Consider the following 20,650-nt stretch of genomic DNA (forward strand, 5'->3'; position numbering starts at 1 on the left):
GGTAGGCCTGATAAGCGCAGCGCCATCAGGCACTGCGCTTTACTGCATTGCCGGATGGCAGCCTGTGATTACGACTTACGCAGCATTAGCCACAGGCTAATCAGGAAGAAAGACGCGCTCGGCAGCAGCGCGCCGACAATCGGCGGAATGCCGTATACCAGCGTCAGCGGGCCAAAAATCTGGTCGAGAACGTAAAAGACGAAGCCGAAGCTAATCCCCGTCACCACGCGCACGCCCATCGGCACACTACGCAGTGGGCCAAAGATAAACGACAGCGCCATCAGCATCATCACCGCCACGGAGAGCGGCTGGAAGATTTTACTCCACATATTGAGCTGATAACGTCCGGCGTCCTGTCCGCTCGACTTCAGATATTTAACGTAGTTATGCAGACCGCTGATGGAAAGCGCATCCGGGTCCAGCGCCACCACACCTAACTTATCCGGCGTCAGATTCGTTTTCCAGGTACCGCTCACCGTCTGCGAACCGGTGATCTGTTTCGGGTTTTGCAGATCGGACTCATCCACCTGCGACAAACGCCAGACCTTATGCTCCGGGTCGAATTTTGCCGAAGCGGCGTAACGCACCGACTGCAAACGACGCTGATCGTTGAAAGCGTAAATACTAATGCCGGCCAGCTCCTCGTCGCCCTTCACCCGTTCAATATAGACAAAGTTATTCCCGTCTTTCGCCCACAGACCTTGCTGGGTGGAAAGCAGCGAACCGCCATACATCGCCTGCGCACGATAGTTACGCGCCATCTGCTCGCCCTGCGGGGCGACCCATTCGCCGATCGCCATGGTTAACAACACCAGGGGGATAGCCGTTTTCATCACCGACAGCGCCACCTGCATACGGGTGAAACCCGATGCCTGCATCACCACCAGTTCGCTACGCTGCGCCAGCATCCCCAGTCCCAGCAACGCGCCAAGCAGCGCCGCCATAGGAAAGAAGATCTGGATATCCTTAGGTACGCTGAGCAGGGTGTACATACCCGCGCCCAGCGCGTCGTAGTTACCCTGCCCCGCTTTTTTCAGCTGATCGACAAACTTGATGATCCCGGAGAGCGACACCAGCATGAACAACGTCATCATGATGGTGGTAAAAATGGTTTTACCGATATAGCGGTCAAGTACACCAAATGGCTGCATTATACCGCTCCTTTACGCAGAAAACGGGCACGCAGGCGGCGGACCGGCACCGTATCCCACAGGTTTAAACCAATCGCCAACGCCAGATAGATCAGGTTGACCGCCCACATCCAGATAACCGGGTCCAGTTTGCCTTTACCGCCATTCGATTTAATGGAGGTCTGGATCAGGAAGAACAGCAGATAAAGCAGCATGGCGGGCAACATAGACAAGACGCGCCCCTGACGTGGATTCACCACGCTGAGCGGCACGACCATCAGCGCCATCATAAATACGGTAAAGACTAACGTGATACGCCAGTGCAGCTCGGCGCGAGCGCGATCGTTGTCGGTATTCCACAGCGTGCGCATGTCCATCTGGTCGGTATCGTTCGGGTCCAGCGCCACGGCCTGATGGCCAATAATCGCCTGATAGTTCTGGAAGTCGGTGATGCGAAAATCGCGTAGCAACGCCGTTCCTTCAAAACGTGTCCCTTTGTTTAAGGTGACAACCTGGGAACCATCGCGCAACTGAGTAAGGTGTCCGGAATCAGCCACTACCACAGAAGGACGAGCATTGCCCTTAGGGCGAATCTGCGCCAGGAAAACATCGTGGAAGTCGCTGCCATCAACGCTTTCGATAAACAGCACCGAGCTGCCGTTGGTCGCCTGCTGGAATTGCCCCTGCGCCAGCGCCGCCATACCGGGGTTCGCTTTCGCCTCCGCCAGCACTTCATCCTGGTGTTTTGACGACCAGGGACCGGCCCACATCACGTTAACCGCCGCAAGGATACCGGTAAATAACGCCAGTACCATGGCGGCCTTTACCAGCACGGCTTTGCTCAACCCACAGGCGTGCATGACCGTAATTTCACTTTCGGTATACAGTTTGCCCAGCGTCATCAGCAGCCCCAGGAACAGGCTTAAAGGCAGGATGAGCTGCGCCATTTCCGGTACGCCCAGCCCCAGAAGCGAGAGCACCAGATTTGCGGGAATATCGCCGTCAACCGCCGCGCCGAGAATCCTCACTAACTTTTGACAAAAGAAGATCAAAAGTAAGATGAAGAGTATCGCCAGCTGGCTTTTGAGCGTCTCCCGCACCAGATATCTTATGATTATCACTTTAAATACGCCCGTAAAAACCCATTTTTTTGCTGGAATTTAGCTTGTTTCATGGCTTAAACGTCATTTATTCTCTTGAGTCGTCGAAATCATCGCTAAGATCATTATACTCAGCGGATTCACCTCTCAGAACTTGTTCTGACGTGCCAATGCCGTAATAACGTTAAGATTAACACGAAGTCACCGCAACAGCGGATATGAGTTACGAAAGCTTTCAATTTCTATACTCTAATGGATTTCGAGTTGCAGGCAGGCGGCAAGACTGTGGAGCCCCGGAGCTTACATCAGGTAAGCGACAGGGGTGAGCAGGCGCAGCCAACGCATCTGCAACTTGAAAGACGACGAGTATAGCTGTAGCCACCACTGTTGTCTTTAAGATTCAGGAGCATAGTGCATGGAGTTCAGTGTAAAAAGCGGTAGCCCGGAGAAACAGCGGAGTGCCTGCATTGTCGTGGGCGTCTTTGAACCGCGTCGCCTTTCTCCGATTGCAGAACAGCTCGACAAAATTAGCGACGGATACATCAGCGCATTGCTGCGTCGCGGCGAACTGGAAGGAAAACCGGGGCAGACTCTGTTGCTGCACCATGTTCCTAACGTTCTTTCCGAGCGAATCCTCCTCATTGGTTGCGGCAAAGAGCGCGAGCTTGATGAACGTCAGTATAAGCAGGTTATTCAGAAAACGATAAATACTCTGAATGATACCGGTTCGATGGAAGCCGTCTGTTTCCTGACCGAACTGCACGTCAAAGGCCGCAACAACTACTGGAAAGTGCGTCAGGCCGTCGAAACGGCCAAAGAGACGCTTTATAGCTTTGATCAACTCAAGACCAACAAGAGCGAGCCGCGCCGCCCGCTACGTAAGATGGTCTTTAATGTGCCGACCCGCCGTGAGCTCACCAGCGGCGAACGCGCCATTCAGCACGGTCTGGCCATCGCCGCCGGGATTAAGGCAGCGAAAGATCTCGGCAACATGCCGCCCAATATCTGTAACGCCGCCTACCTGGCGTCACAGGCGCGCCAGTTGGCCGACAGCTACAGCAAAAATGTCATCACCCGCGTAATCGGCGAACAGCAAATGCGCGAACTGGGTATGAACGCTTATCTGGCGGTCGGCCACGGTTCGCAGAATGAATCGCTGATGTCGGTGATTGAGTACAAGGGCAATCCATCCGAAGACGCGCGCCCGATCGTGCTGGTGGGTAAAGGCCTGACCTTCGACTCCGGCGGCATCTCCATCAAGCCATCTGAAGGGATGGACGAGATGAAGTACGACATGTGCGGCGCGGCGGCGGTTTACGGCGTGATGCGTATGGTTGCCGAGCTTCAGCTACCGATTAACGTTATCGGCGTGCTGGCGGGCTGTGAAAACATGCCGGGCGGACGCGCGTATCGTCCGGGCGACGTGCTGACCACCATGTCTGGTCAAACCGTTGAAGTCCTGAACACCGACGCCGAAGGCCGTCTGGTTTTGTGCGACGTGCTGACCTACGTTGAACGCTTCGAGCCGGAAGCGGTTATCGACGTCGCGACGCTAACCGGCGCCTGCGTGATTGCGCTGGGCCATCACATTACCGGTCTGATGTCGAACCATAACCCGCTGGCGCATGAACTGATCGGCGCGTCCGAGCAAGCGGGCGACCGCGCGTGGCGTCTGCCGCTGGGCGATGAGTTCCAGGAACAACTGGAGTCCAACTTTGCGGATATGGCGAATATTGGTGGTCGTCCTGGCGGCGCTATCACCGCGGGCTGCTTCCTGTCACGCTTTACCCGTAAGTATAACTGGGCGCACCTGGATATCGCCGGCACCGCCTGGCGATCCGGCAAAGCGAAAGGCGCGACGGGTCGTCCGGTAGCGCTGCTGTCGCAGTTCCTGCTCAATCGTGCGGGCTTTAACGGCGAAGAGTAAGTTTGAGATTACCCCGTAGGCCTGATAAGGCGTATTAGCGCCGCCATCAGGCGTTTTGCCGGATGGCGCTGCGCTTATCCGGCCTACGGGATGCATCATGGCAACGCATTTAAATCCACCACAAGAAGCCCCATATATGAAGAATGCGACGTTCTATCTTCTGGACGATGACACTACCGTCAACGGTTTAAGCGCCGTTGAACAACTGGTGTGCGAAATTGCCGCAGAACGTTGGCGCGCCGGCAAGCGCGTGCTGATCGCCTGCGAAGATGAGAAGCAGGCCATTCGGCTGGATGAAGCGCTGTGGGCAAGACCGGCGGAAAGTTTTGTCCCGCACAATCTGGCAGGCGAAGGCCCACGCGGCGGCGCGCCGGTTGAAATTGCCTGGCCGCAAAAACGCAACAGCAGCCCGCGCGATATTTTAATCAGCCTGCGTACAAGCTTTGCAGATTTTGCCACCGCTTTCACAGAAGTGGTAGACTTCGTCCCTTACGAAGAAACTTTGAAACAACTGGCGCGCGAACGCTACAAAGCCTACCGCGTGGCTGGTTTTAACCTGAATACGGCAACCTGGAAATAATGGAAAAGACATATAACCCCCAAGATATCGAACAGCCGCTTTACGAGCACTGGGAAAAGCAGGGCTATTTCAAGCCTAACGGCGACGAAAGCAAAGAGTCCTTCTGCATCATGATCCCGCCGCCGAACGTCACCGGCAGTTTGCATATGGGACATGCTTTCCAGCAAACCATCATGGATACCATGATCCGTTACCAGCGTATGCAGGGTAAAAACACCCTGTGGCAGGTCGGCACCGACCACGCCGGGATCGCGACCCAGATGGTGGTTGAGCGCAAGATTGCCGCTGAAGAAGGTAAAACCCGTCACGACTACGGCCGCGATGCGTTTATCGACAAAATCTGGCAGTGGAAAGCGGAATCCGGCGGCACCATTACCCGTCAGATGCGCCGTCTCGGCAACTCCGTTGACTGGGAGCGCGAGCGCTTCACCATGGACGAAGGCCTTTCCAATGCCGTGAAAGAAGTCTTTGTTCGCCTGTACAAAGAAGACCTGATTTACCGTGGCAAACGCCTGGTGAACTGGGACCCGAAACTGCGTACCGCCATCTCTGACCTGGAAGTGGAAAACCGCGAGTCCAAAGGCTCGATGTGGCACATCCGCTATCCGCTTGCCGACGGCGCGAAAACCGCAGACGGTAAAGATTACCTGGTTGTCGCCACCACCCGTCCGGAAACCGTACTGGGCGATACCGGCGTGGCCGTGAACCCGGAAGATCCGCGTTATAAAGATCTGATTGGCAAATTCGTTATTCTGCCGCTGGTTAACCGCCGCATTCCAATCGTTGGCGACGAACATGCCGATATGGAAAAAGGCACCGGCTGCGTGAAGATCACCCCGGCGCACGACTTTAACGACTATGAGGTCGGGAAACGTCATGCCCTGCCGATGATCAACATCCTGACCTTTGACGGCGACATCCGCGAAAGCGCGGAAGTGTTCGATACCAAAGGTGAAGAGTCTGACGTTTATTCCAGCGAGATTCCGGCTGAGTTCCAGAAGCTGGAACGCTTTGCTGCCCGTAAGGCCATCGTTGCTGCCGTTGACGCGCTGGGCCTGCTGGAAGAAATTAAACCGCACGATCTGACCGTCCCTTACGGCGACCGTGGCGGCGTGGTTATCGAACCGATGCTGACCGACCAGTGGTACGTCCGTGCCGACGTGCTGGCGAAACCGGCGGTGGAAGCGGTTGAAAACGGCGACATTCAGTTCGTACCGAAGCAGTACGAAAACATGTATTTCTCCTGGATGCGCGATATCCAGGACTGGTGTATCTCTCGTCAACTGTGGTGGGGTCACCGTATCCCGGCATGGTATGACAACGACGGCAACGTCTACGTTGGCCGTACCGAAGACGAAGTGCGTCAGGAAAATAACCTCGGTGCCGACGTTGCGCTGCGTCAGGACGAAGACGTTCTCGATACCTGGTTCTCCTCCGCGCTGTGGACTTTCTCCACCCTCGGCTGGCCGGAAAACACCGACGCCCTGCGTCAGTTCCACCCCACCAGCGTGATGGTGTCCGGCTTCGATATCATCTTCTTCTGGATTGCCCGCATGATCATGATGACCATGCACTTCATCAAAGATGAAAACGGCAAGCCGCAGGTGCCGTTCCATACCGTCTATATGACCGGTCTGATTCGCGACGACGAAGGCCAGAAGATGTCCAAATCCAAGGGTAACGTTATCGACCCGCTGGATATGGTGGACGGCATCTCCCTGCCGGAACTGCTGGAAAAACGCACCGGCAATATGATGCAGCCGCAGATGGCGGAGAAAATTCGCAAGCGTACCGAGAAGCAGTTCCCGAACGGCATTGAGCCGCACGGCACCGACGCCCTGCGCTTTACCCTGGCGGCGCTGGCCTCGACCGGCCGCGACATCAACTGGGATATGAAGCGTCTGGAAGGTTATCGTAACTTCTGTAACAAGCTGTGGAACGCCAGCCGCTTTGTGCTGATGAACACCGAAGAGCAGGATTGCGGCTTCAACGGCGGCGAAATGACGCTGTCGCTGGCGGACCGCTGGATCCTGGCGGAATTCAACCAGACCGTTAAAGCCTACCGCGACGCGCTGGACAGCTTCCGCTTCGATATCGCCGCGGGCATTCTGTATGAATTCACCTGGAACCAGTTCTGCGACTGGTATCTGGAGCTGACCAAGCCGGTAATGACCGGGGGTTCCGAGTCTGAACTGCGCGGCACCCGCCATACGCTGGTCACCGTACTGGAAGGTCTGCTGCGCCTGGCGCACCCGATCATCCCGTTCATCACCGAAACCATCTGGCAGCGCGTGAAGGTCATTTGCGGTATTACCGCCGACACCATCATGCTGCAGCCGTTCCCGGAATATAACGCCGCACAGGTGGATGAAGCCGCGTTGGCCGATACCGAGTGGCTGAAGCAGGCGATCGTCGCGGTACGTAACATTCGTGCGGAAATGAACATCGCCCCGGGCAAACCGCTGGAACTGCTGCTGCGCGGCTGTAGTGAAGAAGCCGTTCGTCGTGTTAACGACAACCGTAGCTTCCTGCAAACCCTGGCGCGTCTGGAAAGCATCACCGTGCTGCCAGCCGATGACAAAGGCCCGGTTTCCGTGACCAAAATCATCGACGGCGCTGAACTGCTGATCCCGATGGCTGGCCTCATCAACAAAGACGATGAGCTGGCGCGTCTGGCGAAAGAAGTGGCGAAAATCGAAGGCGAGATTGCCCGTATCGAAGGCAAACTGTCCAACGAAGGTTTCGTCGCCCGTGCGCCGGAAGCGGTGATTGCCAAAGAGCGTGAGAAGCTGGACGGTTACGCAGAAGCCAAAGCGAAACTGATTGAGCAGCAGGCGGTTATTAGCGCGCTGTAATCTGAAAGCCTGATGGCGCTTCGCTTACCAGGCCTACACGTTCGCTTATTGAAATGGCGCGATCGGTAGGCCGGATAAGGCATTCACGCCGCCATCCGACAACATGAATTATGGGCCGACGTAAACGTCGGCCTTTTTACATCAGATAAACGGGAAGTAAGGCATGATGCCACGAGAAATCCACATTAGCAGGCTGTTTTCCAGCGGCTTCTCATCATTGGTTAACTCAAGCGAATCCAGATCGCCCTGGACCTGTGTATTCTGCGCCAGCCAGCTCACCAGCCAAATTTTCAACCACGGATAAGCCAGCCCTAAGGTCACGCCGGAAATCACAAACACCACCAGTAACCGCCACAGCATACCGTGTGCAGTGACAGAGGAATGAAAACGAATCGAATCGTTCGCCAGTGACAAATTGTTTAAAAACAGGTTGCGTAACGCCACATATAAGTAACTGGTTACCACAATAATCGCGAGAAAATAGAGGAAATAACATGCCATTATCTGGCCATAATATTGCAGAATAAGCGCCCCTCCTGCCTGCGCATTCCCCATCATACTCAAAAGAATCATGTCGGTGAACACCGGCGCGATTAGATAACCAATCACGACAGCAAAAGGGAAAAGGGTCAACATTGCCAACACGCACCCTCTGATGCACGTTTTAACATTAACCTGAATCGAGAAACGATGAATGCCAAAGTTTGCGCCATTGCCAAACAAGGTCATCCATTTGCTGTAGGTAATACCGTTAATGACCCCTATCCCAATAATAGCCAGCAAACCGAGAAAAACGATATTGAACACTAAACCGCCGACGGCGATGGTTACCAGTGAGATAATATAAAGAACAATATAAAGCGCCACCATCAGGAGTACCGGGAGAGCGAACATGTACCACCAGGCGCGCCGCATGGAACACTGGAATCCAAAATGTACGCCATTAAGCGAAGTCATCATCGCCTGATACTGTAATCCTTTCACCGCCATAAAAGGAATAATCGCAATTAATAAGCCGAATAGCGTAAAACCGAGACCGGGATGGCCGTGTTCAATAAGAGAGAGGCTAACAATATAAATAATAAAAACTAACAACACACTAATAAATAATGCGCCGCCCGTGGCTTTGTAAGCAAAAGGCTGATTGTTTAGCGTCATATTAGTATAAATATAACGTCGACATTTCACCATCGCCCACGGCGCATAGATTCCCAACGTGATACACGTCAACAAGAAATTCACAAGGCAAATAACAAAATACTTTCCGCCCTTGCCTGTAAACACCAACGTGTGATTATGGTTATCTTTACTACTGATAACGTTATTCATGAATCATATCCCTGAATTACAATCTATTAGAATTAATAATAAAAACCAGTAAATTGTTACTGATTTGACTACGATACTATTTTTGTTTAATTTTTCCGCCTTTTATTTTGTCTGATTCAGGATCTCCTTGCGCGTGACTCAAGACGGTGGTATTAAAGTAATCTATAAATAAATTTTAAAAATTGAGCCATATTATGAATAATGTCGCCTCGCCAACGCTCACGGTGCGCCGAATCACTACCGCCGACAATGCCGCTATTGCCCGTGTCATCCGTCAGGTTTCAGCGGAATACGGACTTACCGCCGATAAAGGTTATACCGTTGCCGACCCCAATCTGGATGAACTGTATCAGGTTTATAGCCAACCGGGCGCGGCCTACTGGGTGGTAGAGCAAAACGGTTGTGTGGTGGGCGGCGGCGGCGTGGCGCCGTTATCCTGTAGCGAACCAGACATTTGTGAACTGCAAAAAATGTATTTTTTACCGGTGATTCGTGGTCAGGGACTGGCGAAAAAGCTGGCGCTGATGGCACTGGATCATGCCCGTGAACAGGGTTTTAAACGCTGCTATCTGGAAACAACGGCTTTTTTACGCGAGGCGATTGCGCTATACGAACGTTTAGGATTTGAACATATTAGCGAACCGCTCGGCTGCACCGGACATGTCGATTGCGAAGTGAGGATGTTAAAGGATCTCTGAAAACCAGGCGTTTATTTATCCTCGCCAGGTATTATTTTTGCTGATATAAGTAATCCCGGAAACATCCTGTTATCCGGGAATTACTTATTATTCAAGGAAGTTATAAATGAAACGCCTATTATCAGCAATTGTTTTCCCCGCTATGTTTATTAGTATCTCTAATGTATATGCTTTAGATATACAGCCCGGTGAATGGAAAATATAGAAATGCGCACCATCAATCCAGATACAAAAGAAGTATTAATGGATGAAAAAAATTCGGGCATAGCGACGCTTATGTGTTATACCCCTAAAATGTCTGAAGATTCTAAAAAAATGGTGAAGGGGTTTTCTACCAGTGCAGGCGGTTGCACGACAACTTTTGTAGAAAGTACGGATACCAAACTGATCAATGAGACTGTCTGTAATAATCCTGATGCCAAATCGCACTCTATTGTAGAAACGACGAAAATAAGCGATACAGAATTTGCGATGACCATGAAATCGGATGTCGATGCAGGAGGTAATAAAACAACCTCCATCAACAAAATTAAACAAACCTTTGTTGGCAAGACCTGCTCTGAAGCGTCAAAAGGCGTGAAACAGTAACTATTTCAACACAAAAACCCGTAGTGATTGATGCAATAATGGCATTGTTCACGGTCACCTTTCGGGAATATAACACTGAGTGAGTTCTTTTTTGCCTGCCGCTGGCAGGCTTTACTCAGAGCAGAATATCATGAAAATGACCTTTCCTGCTCGCCAGCAGCTTGATGCCGGGCGGATGACCACCACAAATTTTGCAGACGGCGACAGCGTAAAAGATAAAAACGCTAATCTTTAATTTTACCCTTTATCCGGCGGCTGGCACGCCGCTATGAAAACGAAACTCGCGGTCTGGCGACAAGATAAGGTCAGCTTCCACCTCGCCAAAATAGCGCACGCGCGCAGAAATGTCCTCGGTGGAAATCTGCTGCGCCAGCGCCAGGTAATCCTGATAATGCCGCGCTTCGGAGCGCAGAAGCGAGAGATAAAACGTCTGTAAATCCTCATCCAGCCAGGGCGCCAGAGCGGCAAAACGTTCGCAGGAGCGGGCTTCGATATACGCCCCACAAATCAGCTTATCAATTAAGGTGAGCGGTTCGTGCGTGCGTACCGCTTTCAACATTCCTTTCGCGTAGCGGCTGGCGGTGATTTTCACATAAGGAATGTTTCTGGCCTGCATGACCTCGCGTACCTGCCAAAAATGGTGCAACTCCTCTTTAATCAATAACACCATACGGTCGATAAGCTGACGACCCCAGGGGTCATCAGTTTGCGGCATGGCGCTTTTGCTAATCTGTCTATGCAGGGCAACAAAATCCGGCTCCGGCCCCTGACGAAACGCGAACGCCTCGTAAGGTTGCAGCCAGGCGAGCAGCGCGTCGGCGCCCGATTTATCGGCGACATATTTACGCACCAACAGCAACGCGGTTTGCGCAGCCTTCAGTTCGCAGATCAAGTGATCGGTAAGCAGAAGAGGAAGATTTTGCGGATCGCGGGCCTGGACAATCCACGCCTGCGGCGTCGGGCAATGCAGGAAATTAAGCACCGGAGAGAGTATTTGCGGGTAATTCATACGTAACCTGTAAAAAAATACGACAGCAGACGCTGCCGTACCGTCATACTATACAGCTTTAGTGACGCACGCCGTCGTCATCTTCATCGACATAATCGTCGTCATCACCCTCTTCGCCATTAGGGTCTTCAAAATAGGTTCCCCAGCCGTCGTATTCAACATCATATTTTTCCGCCAGGTTCATCAGTTGCTCAACCTGAGCGTCGATGAGTTCGGCGTTCAACGCGCACTCGCTGAGAATGTCGCAACAAATAACCGTATCGCCCTCTTCCACTTCCAGCTCTTCCGGCTCCGTCACTTCATAGCCGAGTTTAAAGGCTTCTACCGCGGCTTTTTCCAACGTTTCGAAATCGTCAGCGGAAAGGTGATGCTCGATAGTGTACAGCGCATCCGGATCGCTGCCGTCCTCAAGTAACTCTTCAATAATTAACCGCGTTTCTTCACGCTGCTCTTCCAGTAATTCCGGGTTTGCCATAGCTCGTTCCTCATAGATGTCCTGCCGATACTCTTATTGTCACATACCGCCGACGTTGCCTCCACCTTATCGAGAAAAGTTTTATCAAACAGGGTTGCAAATGAATAATCATCCATATAAAGTGAATTTTAATTCAATGAGAGGCCTAAGCCATGTGAGGGAAGTATGTCTACGTTTTACCAAAAACCTTTTTTAAAGTTACTTGATTTCACCGCCAGTGAACTCACTGCTCTGTTGCAGCTTGCCGCCAAACTGAAAGCCGATAAGAAAAACGGTAAAGAAGAACAAAAGCTGGTGGGTAAAAATATTGCGCTCATCTTCGAAAAAGACTCGACCCGGACACGATGCTCTTTCGAAGTTGCCGCATACGATCAGGGGGCGCGCGTGACGTACCTGGGCTCCAGCGGGAGCCAGATCGGCCATAAAGAGTCCATCAAAGATACTGCCCGCGTCCTGGGCCGGATGTTTGACGGTATTCAGTATCGAGGATATGGCCAGGAGATCGTCGAAACGCTGGCTGAATATTCCGGTGTGCCGGTATGGAACGGTTTAACCGATGAGTATCACCCAACGCAATTACTGGCGGATCTGCTCACCATGCAGGAACATCTGCCGGGTAAAGCCTTTAACGAGATGACGTTGGTCTATGCCGGAGACGCGCGTAATAACATGGGTAACTCCATGCTGGAAGCCGCCGCGTTAACAGGATTGGATCTCCGTCTGGTCGCGCCAAAAGCCTGCTGGCCGCAAGCCGCGTTAGTGGCGGAGTGCAGCGCCATGGCGAAAAAGAACGGTGGCGCCATCACCCTGACCGAAGATATCGCCTCGGGCGTAAAAGGCGCGGATTTTATCTATACCGATGTTTGGGTCTCTATGGGCGAACCCAAAGAGAAATGGGCGGAGCGTATTGCCCTGCTGCGTGATTATCAGGTCAACAGCCAGATGATGGCGTTAACCGGCAATCCGCAGGTTAAGTTCCTGCATTGTCTGCCTGCGTTCCATGATGACGAAACCACGCTCGGCAAAAAAATGGCCGAAGAGTACGGTTTACATGGCGGGATGGAAGTGACCGACGAGGTTTTTGAGTCTGCGGCCAGCATTGTCTTTGATGAAGCGGAAAACCGAATGCATACCATCAAAGCAGTAATGGTAGCGACGCTGTCTAAATAATGTCGTTATGATGCCGGATGGCGGTTGGCCTACAAAATCGCAACGTGCAGGCGCCGCCATCCGGACAAAATATTACGCCATCAGCATTTTCACCACCGCTTTACGTACCCGCGCCGGTTCTCCCACCGCGCACAGGGGCTTATGCACTTCGCCGGGATAAAACACCACAAAGTCGCCTTCGTTCAGGACGACGGTTTTCTCGTCGACGCTCGTCGGTAAAAATGCAATGTCTTTATCCGTCAGCCAGTCCGTGTGCGGCGTTCCTGCAGGCCGGGTACTGAATGCCATCCCTTCCTGACCTTGTAGCACAATCTGAATATCAAGATAACGGGCGTGATACTCTGCGCTGCGCGATTCGCCCGGCTCCGTCATATTTTCAGAAATCATATAAAACAGCCTGTCGCCGTCAATGTCATACTTACCTGGCGCGGTCGTTGCCGTGACATGCGCATTGACGTGCTCAATCGCCTGCCGTAACGCCGTCGGCAGCCAGGCCTCCAGATGTTCAATATTGCCAATAATCATCGCATCCCCTTAGTTAAAACAGCATTTTATTTTTTCTCTTTATACGAGAAAAATGGCTGCCATACTACCCTTACTCTCATCGATTTTGCGCCAGCGCATGTTTATCGCCAGCGGTGTTTATATATTGTTAATAGTTCGCCCAACTTTATGCAGTACCTATGCATAAACCCCAGCGGCGCCAAATCGCCATCACTAACAACCCTTTGATATTAAAGGCGTTAACATAAAAACGTTTTAGCGATCACAATTCGCTCTCCCTGCATAAATGACTTCTATATCCATAGTTATTTTTAAATTATTTAAATATCCCCGATAATAAAATCCCCCTCACGCATAGTTATGCAACTCTTAAAAATAATCACTTTGTTTTCAATTAGTTAAGATTTAAATATCATTCAATACAACAAACAAATAATTAACAATAAAAAAATAACAAACCATATAGCTGCGTAGTAATTCATTTAATGCCTTATTGTTTTTTGAATTTCTCTGACCCGGCTCATATATTAAATAAGAAAAATAGCACTCCTTGATTGATGTGAATCTCATCACATTAACAACCCAAATAAAATTCAATCATTGCTCCCGAATTTAACTGAAACGCCGCGACTGCAAGCACGCTAAATATTTGCAGCCACTCCTTCTTTATTCTTGAAATTATGTAAAAGGTATAATGATGGAAAAGCATTTTGTCGGTTCTGAAATCGGTCAATTACGCAGTGTAATGTTGCATCGGCCCAATCTCAGCCTAAAAAGACTTACCCCTTCAAATTGTCAGGAATTACTTTTTGACGATGTATTATCCGTAGAGCGCGCTGGCGAAGAGCATGACATTTTTGCCAACACGCTGCGCCAGCAAGGGATAGAAGTGTTGCTGTTAACCGACCTGCTCACCCAAACGCTGGATGTGGCTGACGCTAAAGCCTGGCTACTGGACACGCAAATTTCCGATTATCGCCTTGGGCCCACCTTTGCCGCAGATATTCGCGCCTGGTTGGCGGATATGCCGCACCGTGAACTGGCTCGCCATTTAAGCGGCGGTTTAACTTACGGCGAAATCCCCGCCTCCATAAAAAATATGGTGGTCGATACTCACGATATTAATGACTTTATTATGAAGCCATTACCGAATCACCTATTTACCCGTGACACGTCCTGCTGGATATATAACGGCGTCTCAATTAACCCCATGGCGAAACCTGCACGCCAACGTGAAACGAATAATTTACGTGCTATTTATCGCTGGCATCCTCAATTCGCAGACGGTGATTTCATTAAATATTTCGGCGACGAGGACATTAATTACGACCACGCCACTTTAGAGGGCGGCGATGTGCTGGTGATTGGCCGCGGCGCGGTGTTGATCGGTATGTCTGAACGTACTACGCCGCAGGGCGTCGAGTTCCTGGCGCAGGCATTGTTTAAACATCGTCAGGCGGAACGCGTCATTGCCGTTGAACTGCCAAAACATCGCTCCTGTATGCACCTTGACACCGTCATGACCCACATTGATATCGACACCTTCTCCGTCTATCCGGAAGTCGTTCGCCCGGACGTTCAGTGCTGGACGCTGACGCCAGACGGACGCGGCGGTCTGAAACGAACCCAGGAGAGCACGCTGGTTCATGCTCTTGAAAAAGCGCTTGGCATCGATCAGGTGCGCTTAATCACCACTGGCGGCGACGCATTTGAAGCTGAGCGCGAACAGTGGAATGACGCCAATAACGTGCTCACCCTGCGTCCCGGCGTGGTGGTGGGCTATGAGCGCAACATCTGGACCAACGAAAAATACGACAAAGCCGGCATTACCGTCCTTCCCATTCCCGGCGATGAACTGGGTCGCGGGCGCGGGGGCGCACGCTGCATGAGCTGTCCACTGGAACGCGATGGTATTTAAAGGAGACGTTATGGAAAACAAACGCACACTGGTCGTCGCGCTGGGCGGCAATGCGCTGCTCAAACGCGGCGAACCGCTGGAGGCTGATATTCAGCGTAAAAATATCGAACTGGCGGCCAGAACCATCGCCCAGCTTACCCGGCAATGGCGCGTGGTGTTAGTGCATGGCAACGGCCCACAGGTAGGACTGCTGGCGCTACAAAATAGCGCCTACGCTAACGTTACGCCCTACCCGCTTGATATTCTCGGTGCGGAAAGCCAGGGCATGATTGGCTACATGCTGCAACAGGCGCTGAAGAATCATCTGCCGGAGCGTGAAATCAGCGTCCTGCTCACCCAGGTCGAAGTCGATGCCAACGACCCGGCATTCCTCAATCCAACCAAATATATCGGACCGATTTACGACGAAGCGCAGGCCCGTGCGTTACAGGCAGAAAAGGGCTGGGTATTCAAAGCCGACGGTAACGCCTTCCGCCGCGTTGTGCCCTCCCCGCAGCCGAAACGCATTGTGGAAAACGATGCCATCCGCGCGCTGATTAGCCGCGATCACCTGGTTATCTGTAACGGCGGCGGCGGTGTGCCGGTCGTGGAAAAAGCCGATGGCTACCACGGTATCGAGGCGGTGATCGACAAAGATCTGTCCGCCGCCCTGCTTGCCAGCCAAATTCACGCCGACGCGCTGCTCATTCTGACCGATGCCGACGCGGTGTATCTCGACTGGGGCAAGCCCACCCAACGCCCGCTGGCGCAGGTTACGCCGGAGCTGCTTCGTGAAATGCAGTTCGACGCCGGTTCGATGGGCCCGAAAGTGACCGCCTGCGCTGAGTTTGTCAGCCATTGCCGCGGCATTGCCGGAATCGGCTCGCTGGCGGATGGGCAAGCCATTCTCGCGGGCGAGAAAGGTACTTTGATTCGGTGTGAAACCGCCGACGTTGACGCATAAGGCTTTTTACCGGATGGCGGCTTCCGCCTTATCCGGCCTACAGCGCGCGCATAACCGTGGGCCGGATAAGCGCAGCGCCATCAGGCAATTCATTTTAACAAGGATATTGTAATGGTTATTTCACTGAAAAATCGTAACTTTTTGAAGCTGCTTGACTACACCCCGGCGGAAATCCAACACCTCATCGATCTGGCTATTGAGCTGAAAGCCGCAAAAAAAGCCGGATGCGAAAAGCAAACGCTGATCGGCAAAAACATCGCGCTGATTTTTGAAAAAACCTCTACCCGCACCCGATGCGCGTTTGAAGTCGCCGCTTTCGACCAGGGCGCGCAGGTGACTTATCTCGGCCCAAGCGGCTCGCAGATCGGCCATAAAGAGTCCATGAAAGATACTGCTCGCGTCCTGGGGCGGATGTATGACGGCATCGAATATCGCGGTTTTGGTCAACACATTGTGGAAGAGCTGGGGGAATACGCGGGCGTTCCCGTCTGGAACGGCCTGACCGATGAATTTCACCCCACACAGATCCTGGCCGATCTGATGACCATGCTGGAACACGCGCCGGGTAAAACGCTGCCGGAACTGAGCTTCGCCTACCTGGGCGACGCGCGCAACAACATGGGCAACTCGCTGATGGTGGGCGCGGCGAAGATGGGCATGGATATCCGCCTGATAGCGCCAAAGTCCTTCTGGCCTGATGCCGCGCTGGTCGCGCAGTGCCGGGAAATCGCCAGCGTTACCGGCGCTCGTATCACCTTAACGGAGAGCGTTGAAGACGGCGTTCACGGTGTGGATTTCCTCTATACCGACGTCTGGGTCTCGATGGGAGAACCCAAAGAAGCCTGGGCGGAGCGCGTCAGTCTGATGACGCCATATCAGGTCAACCAGCAGGTGGTAAACGCTACCGGTAATCCTGATGTGAAGTTTATGCACTGCCTGCCCGCCTTCCATAACGAGCACACCAAAGTGGGACGCGAAATCGAAATGGCTTACGGCCTGAAAGGACTGGAGGTCACGGAAGAGGTGTTCGAGTCCGCAGGCTCGATAGTCTTCGATGAAGCGGAAAACCGGATGCACACCATCAAAGCGGTCATGGTGGCGACGCTCGGCGACTAATCCCACAGGATATGCGCCCTCGCGGCGCATATCCGTGATATCAGGAGAGAACATCATGGGTAAATTTAAATTTCCCACCGCTTATACCATCCTGTTTATTCTTATTGCCCTGGTCGCGGTGATGACCTGGATTGTGCCGGCGGGAAAATACCAAATGGCGATGAACGCCACGCTGGGAAAAGAGGTGCCGGTGGCGGGAACGTATGCCCCCGTGGACGCGCATCCGCAAGGGATTACCGCTGTTTTACTGGCGCCGATTGACGGCCTCTATAACCACGAAACCTACACCGCCGGCGCCATTGACGTCGCGCTGTTTGTCTTGATTATCGGCGGCTTTCTGGGGGTGGTGAATAAAACGGGGGCGATTGATGCCGGTATTGAACGGGTAACAGTCAAACTCAACGGCAAAGATGAGTGGATGATCCCCATTCTGATGGCGCTGTTCGCCGCAGGCGGCACTATCTATGGCATGGCGGAGGAGTCGTTGCCCTTCTACACGCTGCTGGTGCCGGTTATGATGGCGGCCCGCTTCGATCCGTTAGTGGCGGCGGCAACCGTACTACTCGGCGCGGGGATAGGCACGCTCGGTTCGACCATTAACCCTTTCGCCACGGTCATTGCCGCCAACGCCGCCGGCATCCCTTTTACTCAGGGAATGCTGATGCGCGTACTGCTGTTAATTGTCGGCTACGTACTGTGCGTGTTTTGGGTAATGCGCTATGCGCGCAAAGTCCGCGCCCATCCTGAGCTTTCTGTCGTGGCGGATAAAATGGAGGAAAATCGCGCCCATTTCCTCGGCAATCGCGCCAATACACTGCTGGAGTTTACGGCTACCCGGAAATGGGTGCTGCTGATCTTCGCCGCCTCTTTCGCGGTGATGATTTACGGCGTGGCGGTTCTCGGCTGGTGGATGGCGGAAATCTCCGGCGTTTTTCTGGCGGCGGCGATTATCGTTGGCGTGATAACGCGGATGGGCGAGGAAGCGTTCACCAGTACCTTTATCGACGGCGCGCGGGATTTGCTCGGCGTGGCGCTAATTATTGGTATCGCGCGCGGCATTGTGGTGGTCATGGATAACGGTATGATTACCCACACCATTTTGCACAGCGCGGAAAGTCTGGTTTCCGGCCTCTCTACCACCATTTTCATAAACGTAACCTACTGGCTGGAAGTATTGCTTTCCTTCCTGGTGCCCTCCTCTTCCGGTCTTGCCGTATTGACGATGCCCATTATGGCGCCGTTAGCGGATTTTGCCCACGTACAGCGGGATTTGGTCGTAACCGCCTACCAGTCGGCCTCCGGGATTGTGAACCTGGTTACTCCCACCTCAGCCGTAGTCATGGGCGGTCTGGCGATCGCGCGGGTTCCCTATGTCCGCTATCTGAAATGGGTCGCCCCGCTGTTGCTGATCCTGACATTGCTGAATATGGCGGTACTGAGCATCGGAGCGATGATGTAACGAGCCAGATGGCGACGCGTCTTATCCGACAGGACTGATAAGCACAGCGCCATCAGGCACGCCGTCACCTTTTTTGATCGGCTTCTCATTTTCCTGCAAAACCGCCCGATTGATCCGCAATCAATGTGACAAATGTGATGAATTTCGCCAGTCCGTTGATATCAATAATAAAGATAAGGTGCATTTATGAAGGAATACGATGATTACTCCGCCAAAGAACAACAGCAACTGGCGGTTTGTCAGCGCCTGATTAGTGAAAAAAGTTACCTGTCCCAGGAGGAGATTCGCCGCGATTTACAAAATGAGGGATTTGAAGGTATCAGTCAGTCTACGGTTTCGCGCCTGCTCAAGCTGCTGGGCGCAATAAAAATCAGAAATACGAAGGGACAAAAGATTTATTCCGTAAATCCCCAGCGGCGACCTTCGCCGGATGCCGGACGTTCAATAGCCGAAATGGTCGTTAGCGTTGAACATAATAGCGAATTTATCCTTATCCATACGGCGGCAGGTTATGGTCGCGCCGTCGCGAGAATTCTGGATTACCACGCATTGCCGGAAATTCTCGGCGTCGTTGCCGGTAGCAGTATTGTCTGGGTCGCACCGCGGGTCGTTCAGCGCACGGCGCTGGTACACAAACAAATTAATTATTTGCTTAAAATGAATTTAAATTCATAAGAACCGTTTGCGACAAGTAAATCATGCATTAATTCGCTTGATCCCAAAACAGAGCTGAGTATAATCGCGGACAATTTGCCGGGAGGAAGCATGGTTCAGTGTGTACGACATTCTGTCTTACCGCGTCTGAAAAAAGACGCAGGCCTGCCGTTTTTCTTTCCGTTGAAAACCAATACCAAGCCCCTCAATTGAGGGGCTTTTTTTTGCCCAGGCGTCAGGAGATAAACATGGCTAACCCGCTATATCAAAAACATATCATTTCCATAAACGACCTCAGCCGCGACGATCTTAATCTGGTACTGGCGACGGCGGCGAAATTAAAAGCCAACCCGCAGCCGGAGCTATTGAAACATAAAGTGATCGCCAGCTGCTTTTTCGAAGCCTCCACGCGTACCCGCCTGTCGTTTGAAACTTCAATGCATCGCCTGGGCGCCAGCGTAGTGGGCTTCTCCGACAGCGCCAACACGTCGCTGGGGAAAAAAGGAGAAACGTTAGCCGACACGATCTCAGTGATTAGCACTTACGTGGACGCGATTGTGATGCGCCATCCGCAAGAAGGCGCGGCACGTCTGGCGACGGAGTTTTCCGGTCATGTGCCGGTGCTCAATGCGGGCGACGGTTCGAACCAGCATCCGACGCAGACCCTGTTGGATCTGTTCACCATCCAGGAAACACAGGGCCGTCTGGATAACCTGCATATCGCGATGGTCGGCGATCTGAAATATGGCCGCACCGTGCATTCGCTAACCCAGGCGCTGGCGAAATTTAGCGGCAACCGTTTTTATTTTATCGCGCCGGACGCACTGGCGATGCCGCAGTACATTCTGGATATGCTGGATGAAAAAGGGATGGCCTGGAGCCTGCATGGGTCTATTGAAGAGGTCATGGCCGACGTCGACATCCTCTATATGACTCGCGTACAGAAAGAGCGTCTCGACCCGTCGGAGTACGCCAATGTGAAGGCGCAGTTTGTTCTGCGCGCCAGCGACCTGAACGGCGCGCGTGAAAATATGAAAGTGCTGCACCCGCTGCCGCGCATTGATGAAATCACCACGGATGTGGATAAAACGCCACACGCCTGGTACTTCCAACAGGCGGGCAACGGTATTTTCGCTCGCCAGGCGTTACTGGCGTTGGTACTGAATAGCGAACTGAGTCTGTAAGGGAGAAAAGC

At 52.6% G+C, this 20,650-nt stretch carries 18 protein-coding genes and 3 pseudogenes; 13 read left to right on the forward strand and 8 right to left on the reverse strand.

Annotation, left to right across the window (positions count from 1 at the left end; genetic code table 11):
- Positions 1-68: 68 nt before the first annotated feature.
- The 3 genes from lptG to J4614_RS22065 form a co-directional block, all read right to left on the reverse strand.
- Positions 69-1,151 (reverse strand): LPS export ABC transporter permease LptG, encoded by a 1,083-nt coding sequence (gene lptG, locus J4614_RS08430; protein ID WP_001182242.1) that lies wholly within the window; start codon positions 1,149-1,151, stop codon positions 69-71.
- The gene (gene lptF / locus J4614_RS08435; protein ID WP_000584132.1) at positions 1,151-2,251 is read right to left on the reverse strand and encodes an LPS export ABC transporter permease LptF; all 1,101 of its coding nucleotides are present in this window, start codon (positions 2,249-2,251) and stop codon (positions 1,151-1,153) included. The genes lptG and lptF overlap by 1 nt, the downstream gene beginning before the upstream one ends.
- 63 nt (positions 2,252-2,314) lie before the next feature.
- Positions 2,315-2,365 carry a hypothetical protein gene (locus J4614_RS22065; protein WP_212724070.1) on the reverse strand — a complete coding sequence of 17 codons (51 nt, stop codon included), beginning with the start codon at positions 2,363-2,365 and terminating at the stop codon, positions 2,315-2,317.
- 280 nt (positions 2,366-2,645) lie between these two features.
- Between J4614_RS22065 and pepA the strand changes: the two genes are divergently transcribed.
- The 3 genes from pepA (at position 2,646) to J4614_RS08450 (ending at position 7,592) form a co-directional block, all read left to right on the forward strand.
- Complete coding sequence (pepA, locus tag J4614_RS08440) at positions 2,646-4,157, forward strand: leucyl aminopeptidase (RefSeq protein WP_000397158.1); 1,512 nt, start codon at positions 2,646-2,648, stop codon at positions 4,155-4,157.
- A gap of 136 nt (positions 4,158-4,293) precedes the next feature.
- Positions 4,294-4,737, forward strand: coding sequence for a DNA polymerase III subunit chi (holC, locus tag J4614_RS08445; protein ID WP_208293157.1), 444 nt, complete (start codon positions 4,294-4,296; stop codon positions 4,735-4,737).
- Positions 4,737-7,592, forward strand: coding sequence for a valine--tRNA ligase (locus tag J4614_RS08450; protein WP_000416331.1), 2,856 nt, complete (start codon positions 4,737-4,739; stop codon positions 7,590-7,592). The genes holC and J4614_RS08450 overlap by 1 nt, the downstream gene beginning before the upstream one ends.
- A gap of 141 nt (positions 7,593-7,733) precedes the next feature.
- On the opposite strand, the gene J4614_RS08455 is transcribed toward J4614_RS08450, so the two are convergent.
- Positions 7,734-8,921 (reverse strand): YjgN family protein, encoded by a 1,188-nt coding sequence (locus tag J4614_RS08455; protein ID WP_001066974.1) that lies wholly within the window; start codon positions 8,919-8,921, stop codon positions 7,734-7,736.
- Positions 8,922-9,115: 194 nt separating this feature from the next.
- On the opposite strand from J4614_RS08455, the gene J4614_RS08460 reads away from it, so the two are divergent.
- On the forward strand, positions 9,116-9,619 hold the full coding sequence (locus tag J4614_RS08460; protein ID WP_001519079.1) for a GNAT family N-acetyltransferase: 504 nt from the start codon (positions 9,116-9,118) through the stop codon (positions 9,617-9,619).
- 106 nt (positions 9,620-9,725) lie between these two features.
- Positions 9,726-10,207, forward strand: a pseudogene (locus J4614_RS08465) (DUF3617 domain-containing protein).
- Positions 10,208-10,451: 244 nt separating this feature from the next.
- On the opposite strand, the pseudogene miaE reads toward J4614_RS08465, so the two are convergent.
- Both miaE and rraB read right to left on the reverse strand, forming a co-directional pair.
- Positions 10,452-11,263, reverse strand: a pseudogene (miaE, locus tag J4614_RS08470) (tRNA isopentenyl-2-thiomethyl-A-37 hydroxylase MiaE).
- Positions 11,264-11,274: 11 nt separating this feature from the next.
- On the reverse strand, positions 11,275-11,691 hold the full coding sequence (gene rraB, locus J4614_RS08475; protein WP_000002940.1) for a ribonuclease E inhibitor RraB: 417 nt from the start codon (positions 11,689-11,691) through the stop codon (positions 11,275-11,277).
- Positions 11,692-11,856: 165 nt separating this feature from the next.
- Between rraB and argF (J4614_RS08480) the strand changes: the two genes are divergently transcribed.
- Entirely contained in the window at positions 11,857-12,861 is a 1,005-nt protein-coding gene (argF, locus tag J4614_RS08480) for an ornithine carbamoyltransferase (RefSeq protein WP_000103041.1), read from the forward strand.
- 72 nt (positions 12,862-12,933) lie between these two features.
- On the opposite strand, the gene J4614_RS08485 is transcribed toward argF (J4614_RS08480), so the two are convergent.
- Positions 12,934-13,386 (reverse strand): YhcH/YjgK/YiaL family protein, encoded by a 453-nt coding sequence (locus J4614_RS08485; RefSeq protein WP_000583457.1) that lies wholly within the window; start codon positions 13,384-13,386, stop codon positions 12,934-12,936.
- Between the two features lie 676 nt (positions 13,387-14,062).
- Here J4614_RS08485 and arcA point away from each other — a divergent pair.
- From arcA to J4614_RS08510, 5 genes are all read left to right on the forward strand, one after another.
- Complete coding sequence (arcA, locus tag J4614_RS08490) at positions 14,063-15,283, forward strand: arginine deiminase (protein ID WP_000410838.1); 1,221 nt, start codon at positions 14,063-14,065, stop codon at positions 15,281-15,283.
- A 10-nt stretch (positions 15,284-15,293) separates the two neighbouring features.
- Complete coding sequence (arcC, locus tag J4614_RS08495) at positions 15,294-16,226, forward strand: carbamate kinase (protein WP_000428751.1); 933 nt, start codon at positions 15,294-15,296, stop codon at positions 16,224-16,226.
- Positions 16,227-16,337: 111 nt separating this feature from the next.
- Positions 16,338-17,342 (forward strand): ornithine carbamoyltransferase, encoded by a 1,005-nt coding sequence (argF, locus tag J4614_RS08500; RefSeq protein ID WP_000237031.1) that lies wholly within the window; start codon positions 16,338-16,340, stop codon positions 17,340-17,342.
- Between the two features lie 55 nt (positions 17,343-17,397).
- Positions 17,398-18,801 carry a YfcC family protein gene (locus J4614_RS08505; protein WP_000514438.1) on the forward strand — a complete coding sequence of 468 codons (1,404 nt, stop codon included), beginning with the start codon at positions 17,398-17,400 and terminating at the stop codon, positions 18,799-18,801.
- A 186-nt stretch (positions 18,802-18,987) separates the two neighbouring features.
- Positions 18,988-19,476: an arginine repressor gene (locus tag J4614_RS08510; protein ID WP_000666051.1), complete on the forward strand. Its 489-nt coding sequence runs from the start codon at positions 18,988-18,990 to the stop codon at positions 19,474-19,476.
- Here the strand turns inward: J4614_RS08510 and J4614_RS08515 are convergent.
- Positions 19,446-19,587 (reverse strand): annotated as a pseudogene (locus J4614_RS08515) (hypothetical protein). The gene J4614_RS08510 and the pseudogene J4614_RS08515 sit on opposite strands and share 31 nt — an antisense overlap.
- Between J4614_RS08515 and pyrL the strand changes: the two are divergent.
- Both pyrL and pyrB read left to right on the forward strand, forming a co-directional pair.
- On the forward strand, positions 19,567-19,668 hold the full coding sequence (gene pyrL, locus J4614_RS08520; protein ID WP_000249504.1) for a pyr operon leader peptide: 102 nt from the start codon (positions 19,567-19,569) through the stop codon (positions 19,666-19,668). The pseudogene J4614_RS08515 and the gene pyrL sit on opposite strands and share 21 nt — an antisense overlap.
- Positions 19,669-19,703: 35 nt before the next feature.
- Entirely contained in the window at positions 19,704-20,639 is a 936-nt protein-coding gene (gene pyrB, locus J4614_RS08525; RefSeq protein WP_000013034.1) for an aspartate carbamoyltransferase, read from the forward strand.
- Positions 20,640-20,650 lie beyond the last annotated feature (11 nt).

The organism is Salmonella sp. 32031103-2018-00083-FB-01-SM-01 (genome assembly GCF_017571995.1).
GTDB lineage: Bacteria > Pseudomonadota > Gammaproteobacteria > Enterobacterales > Enterobacteriaceae > Salmonella > Salmonella enterica.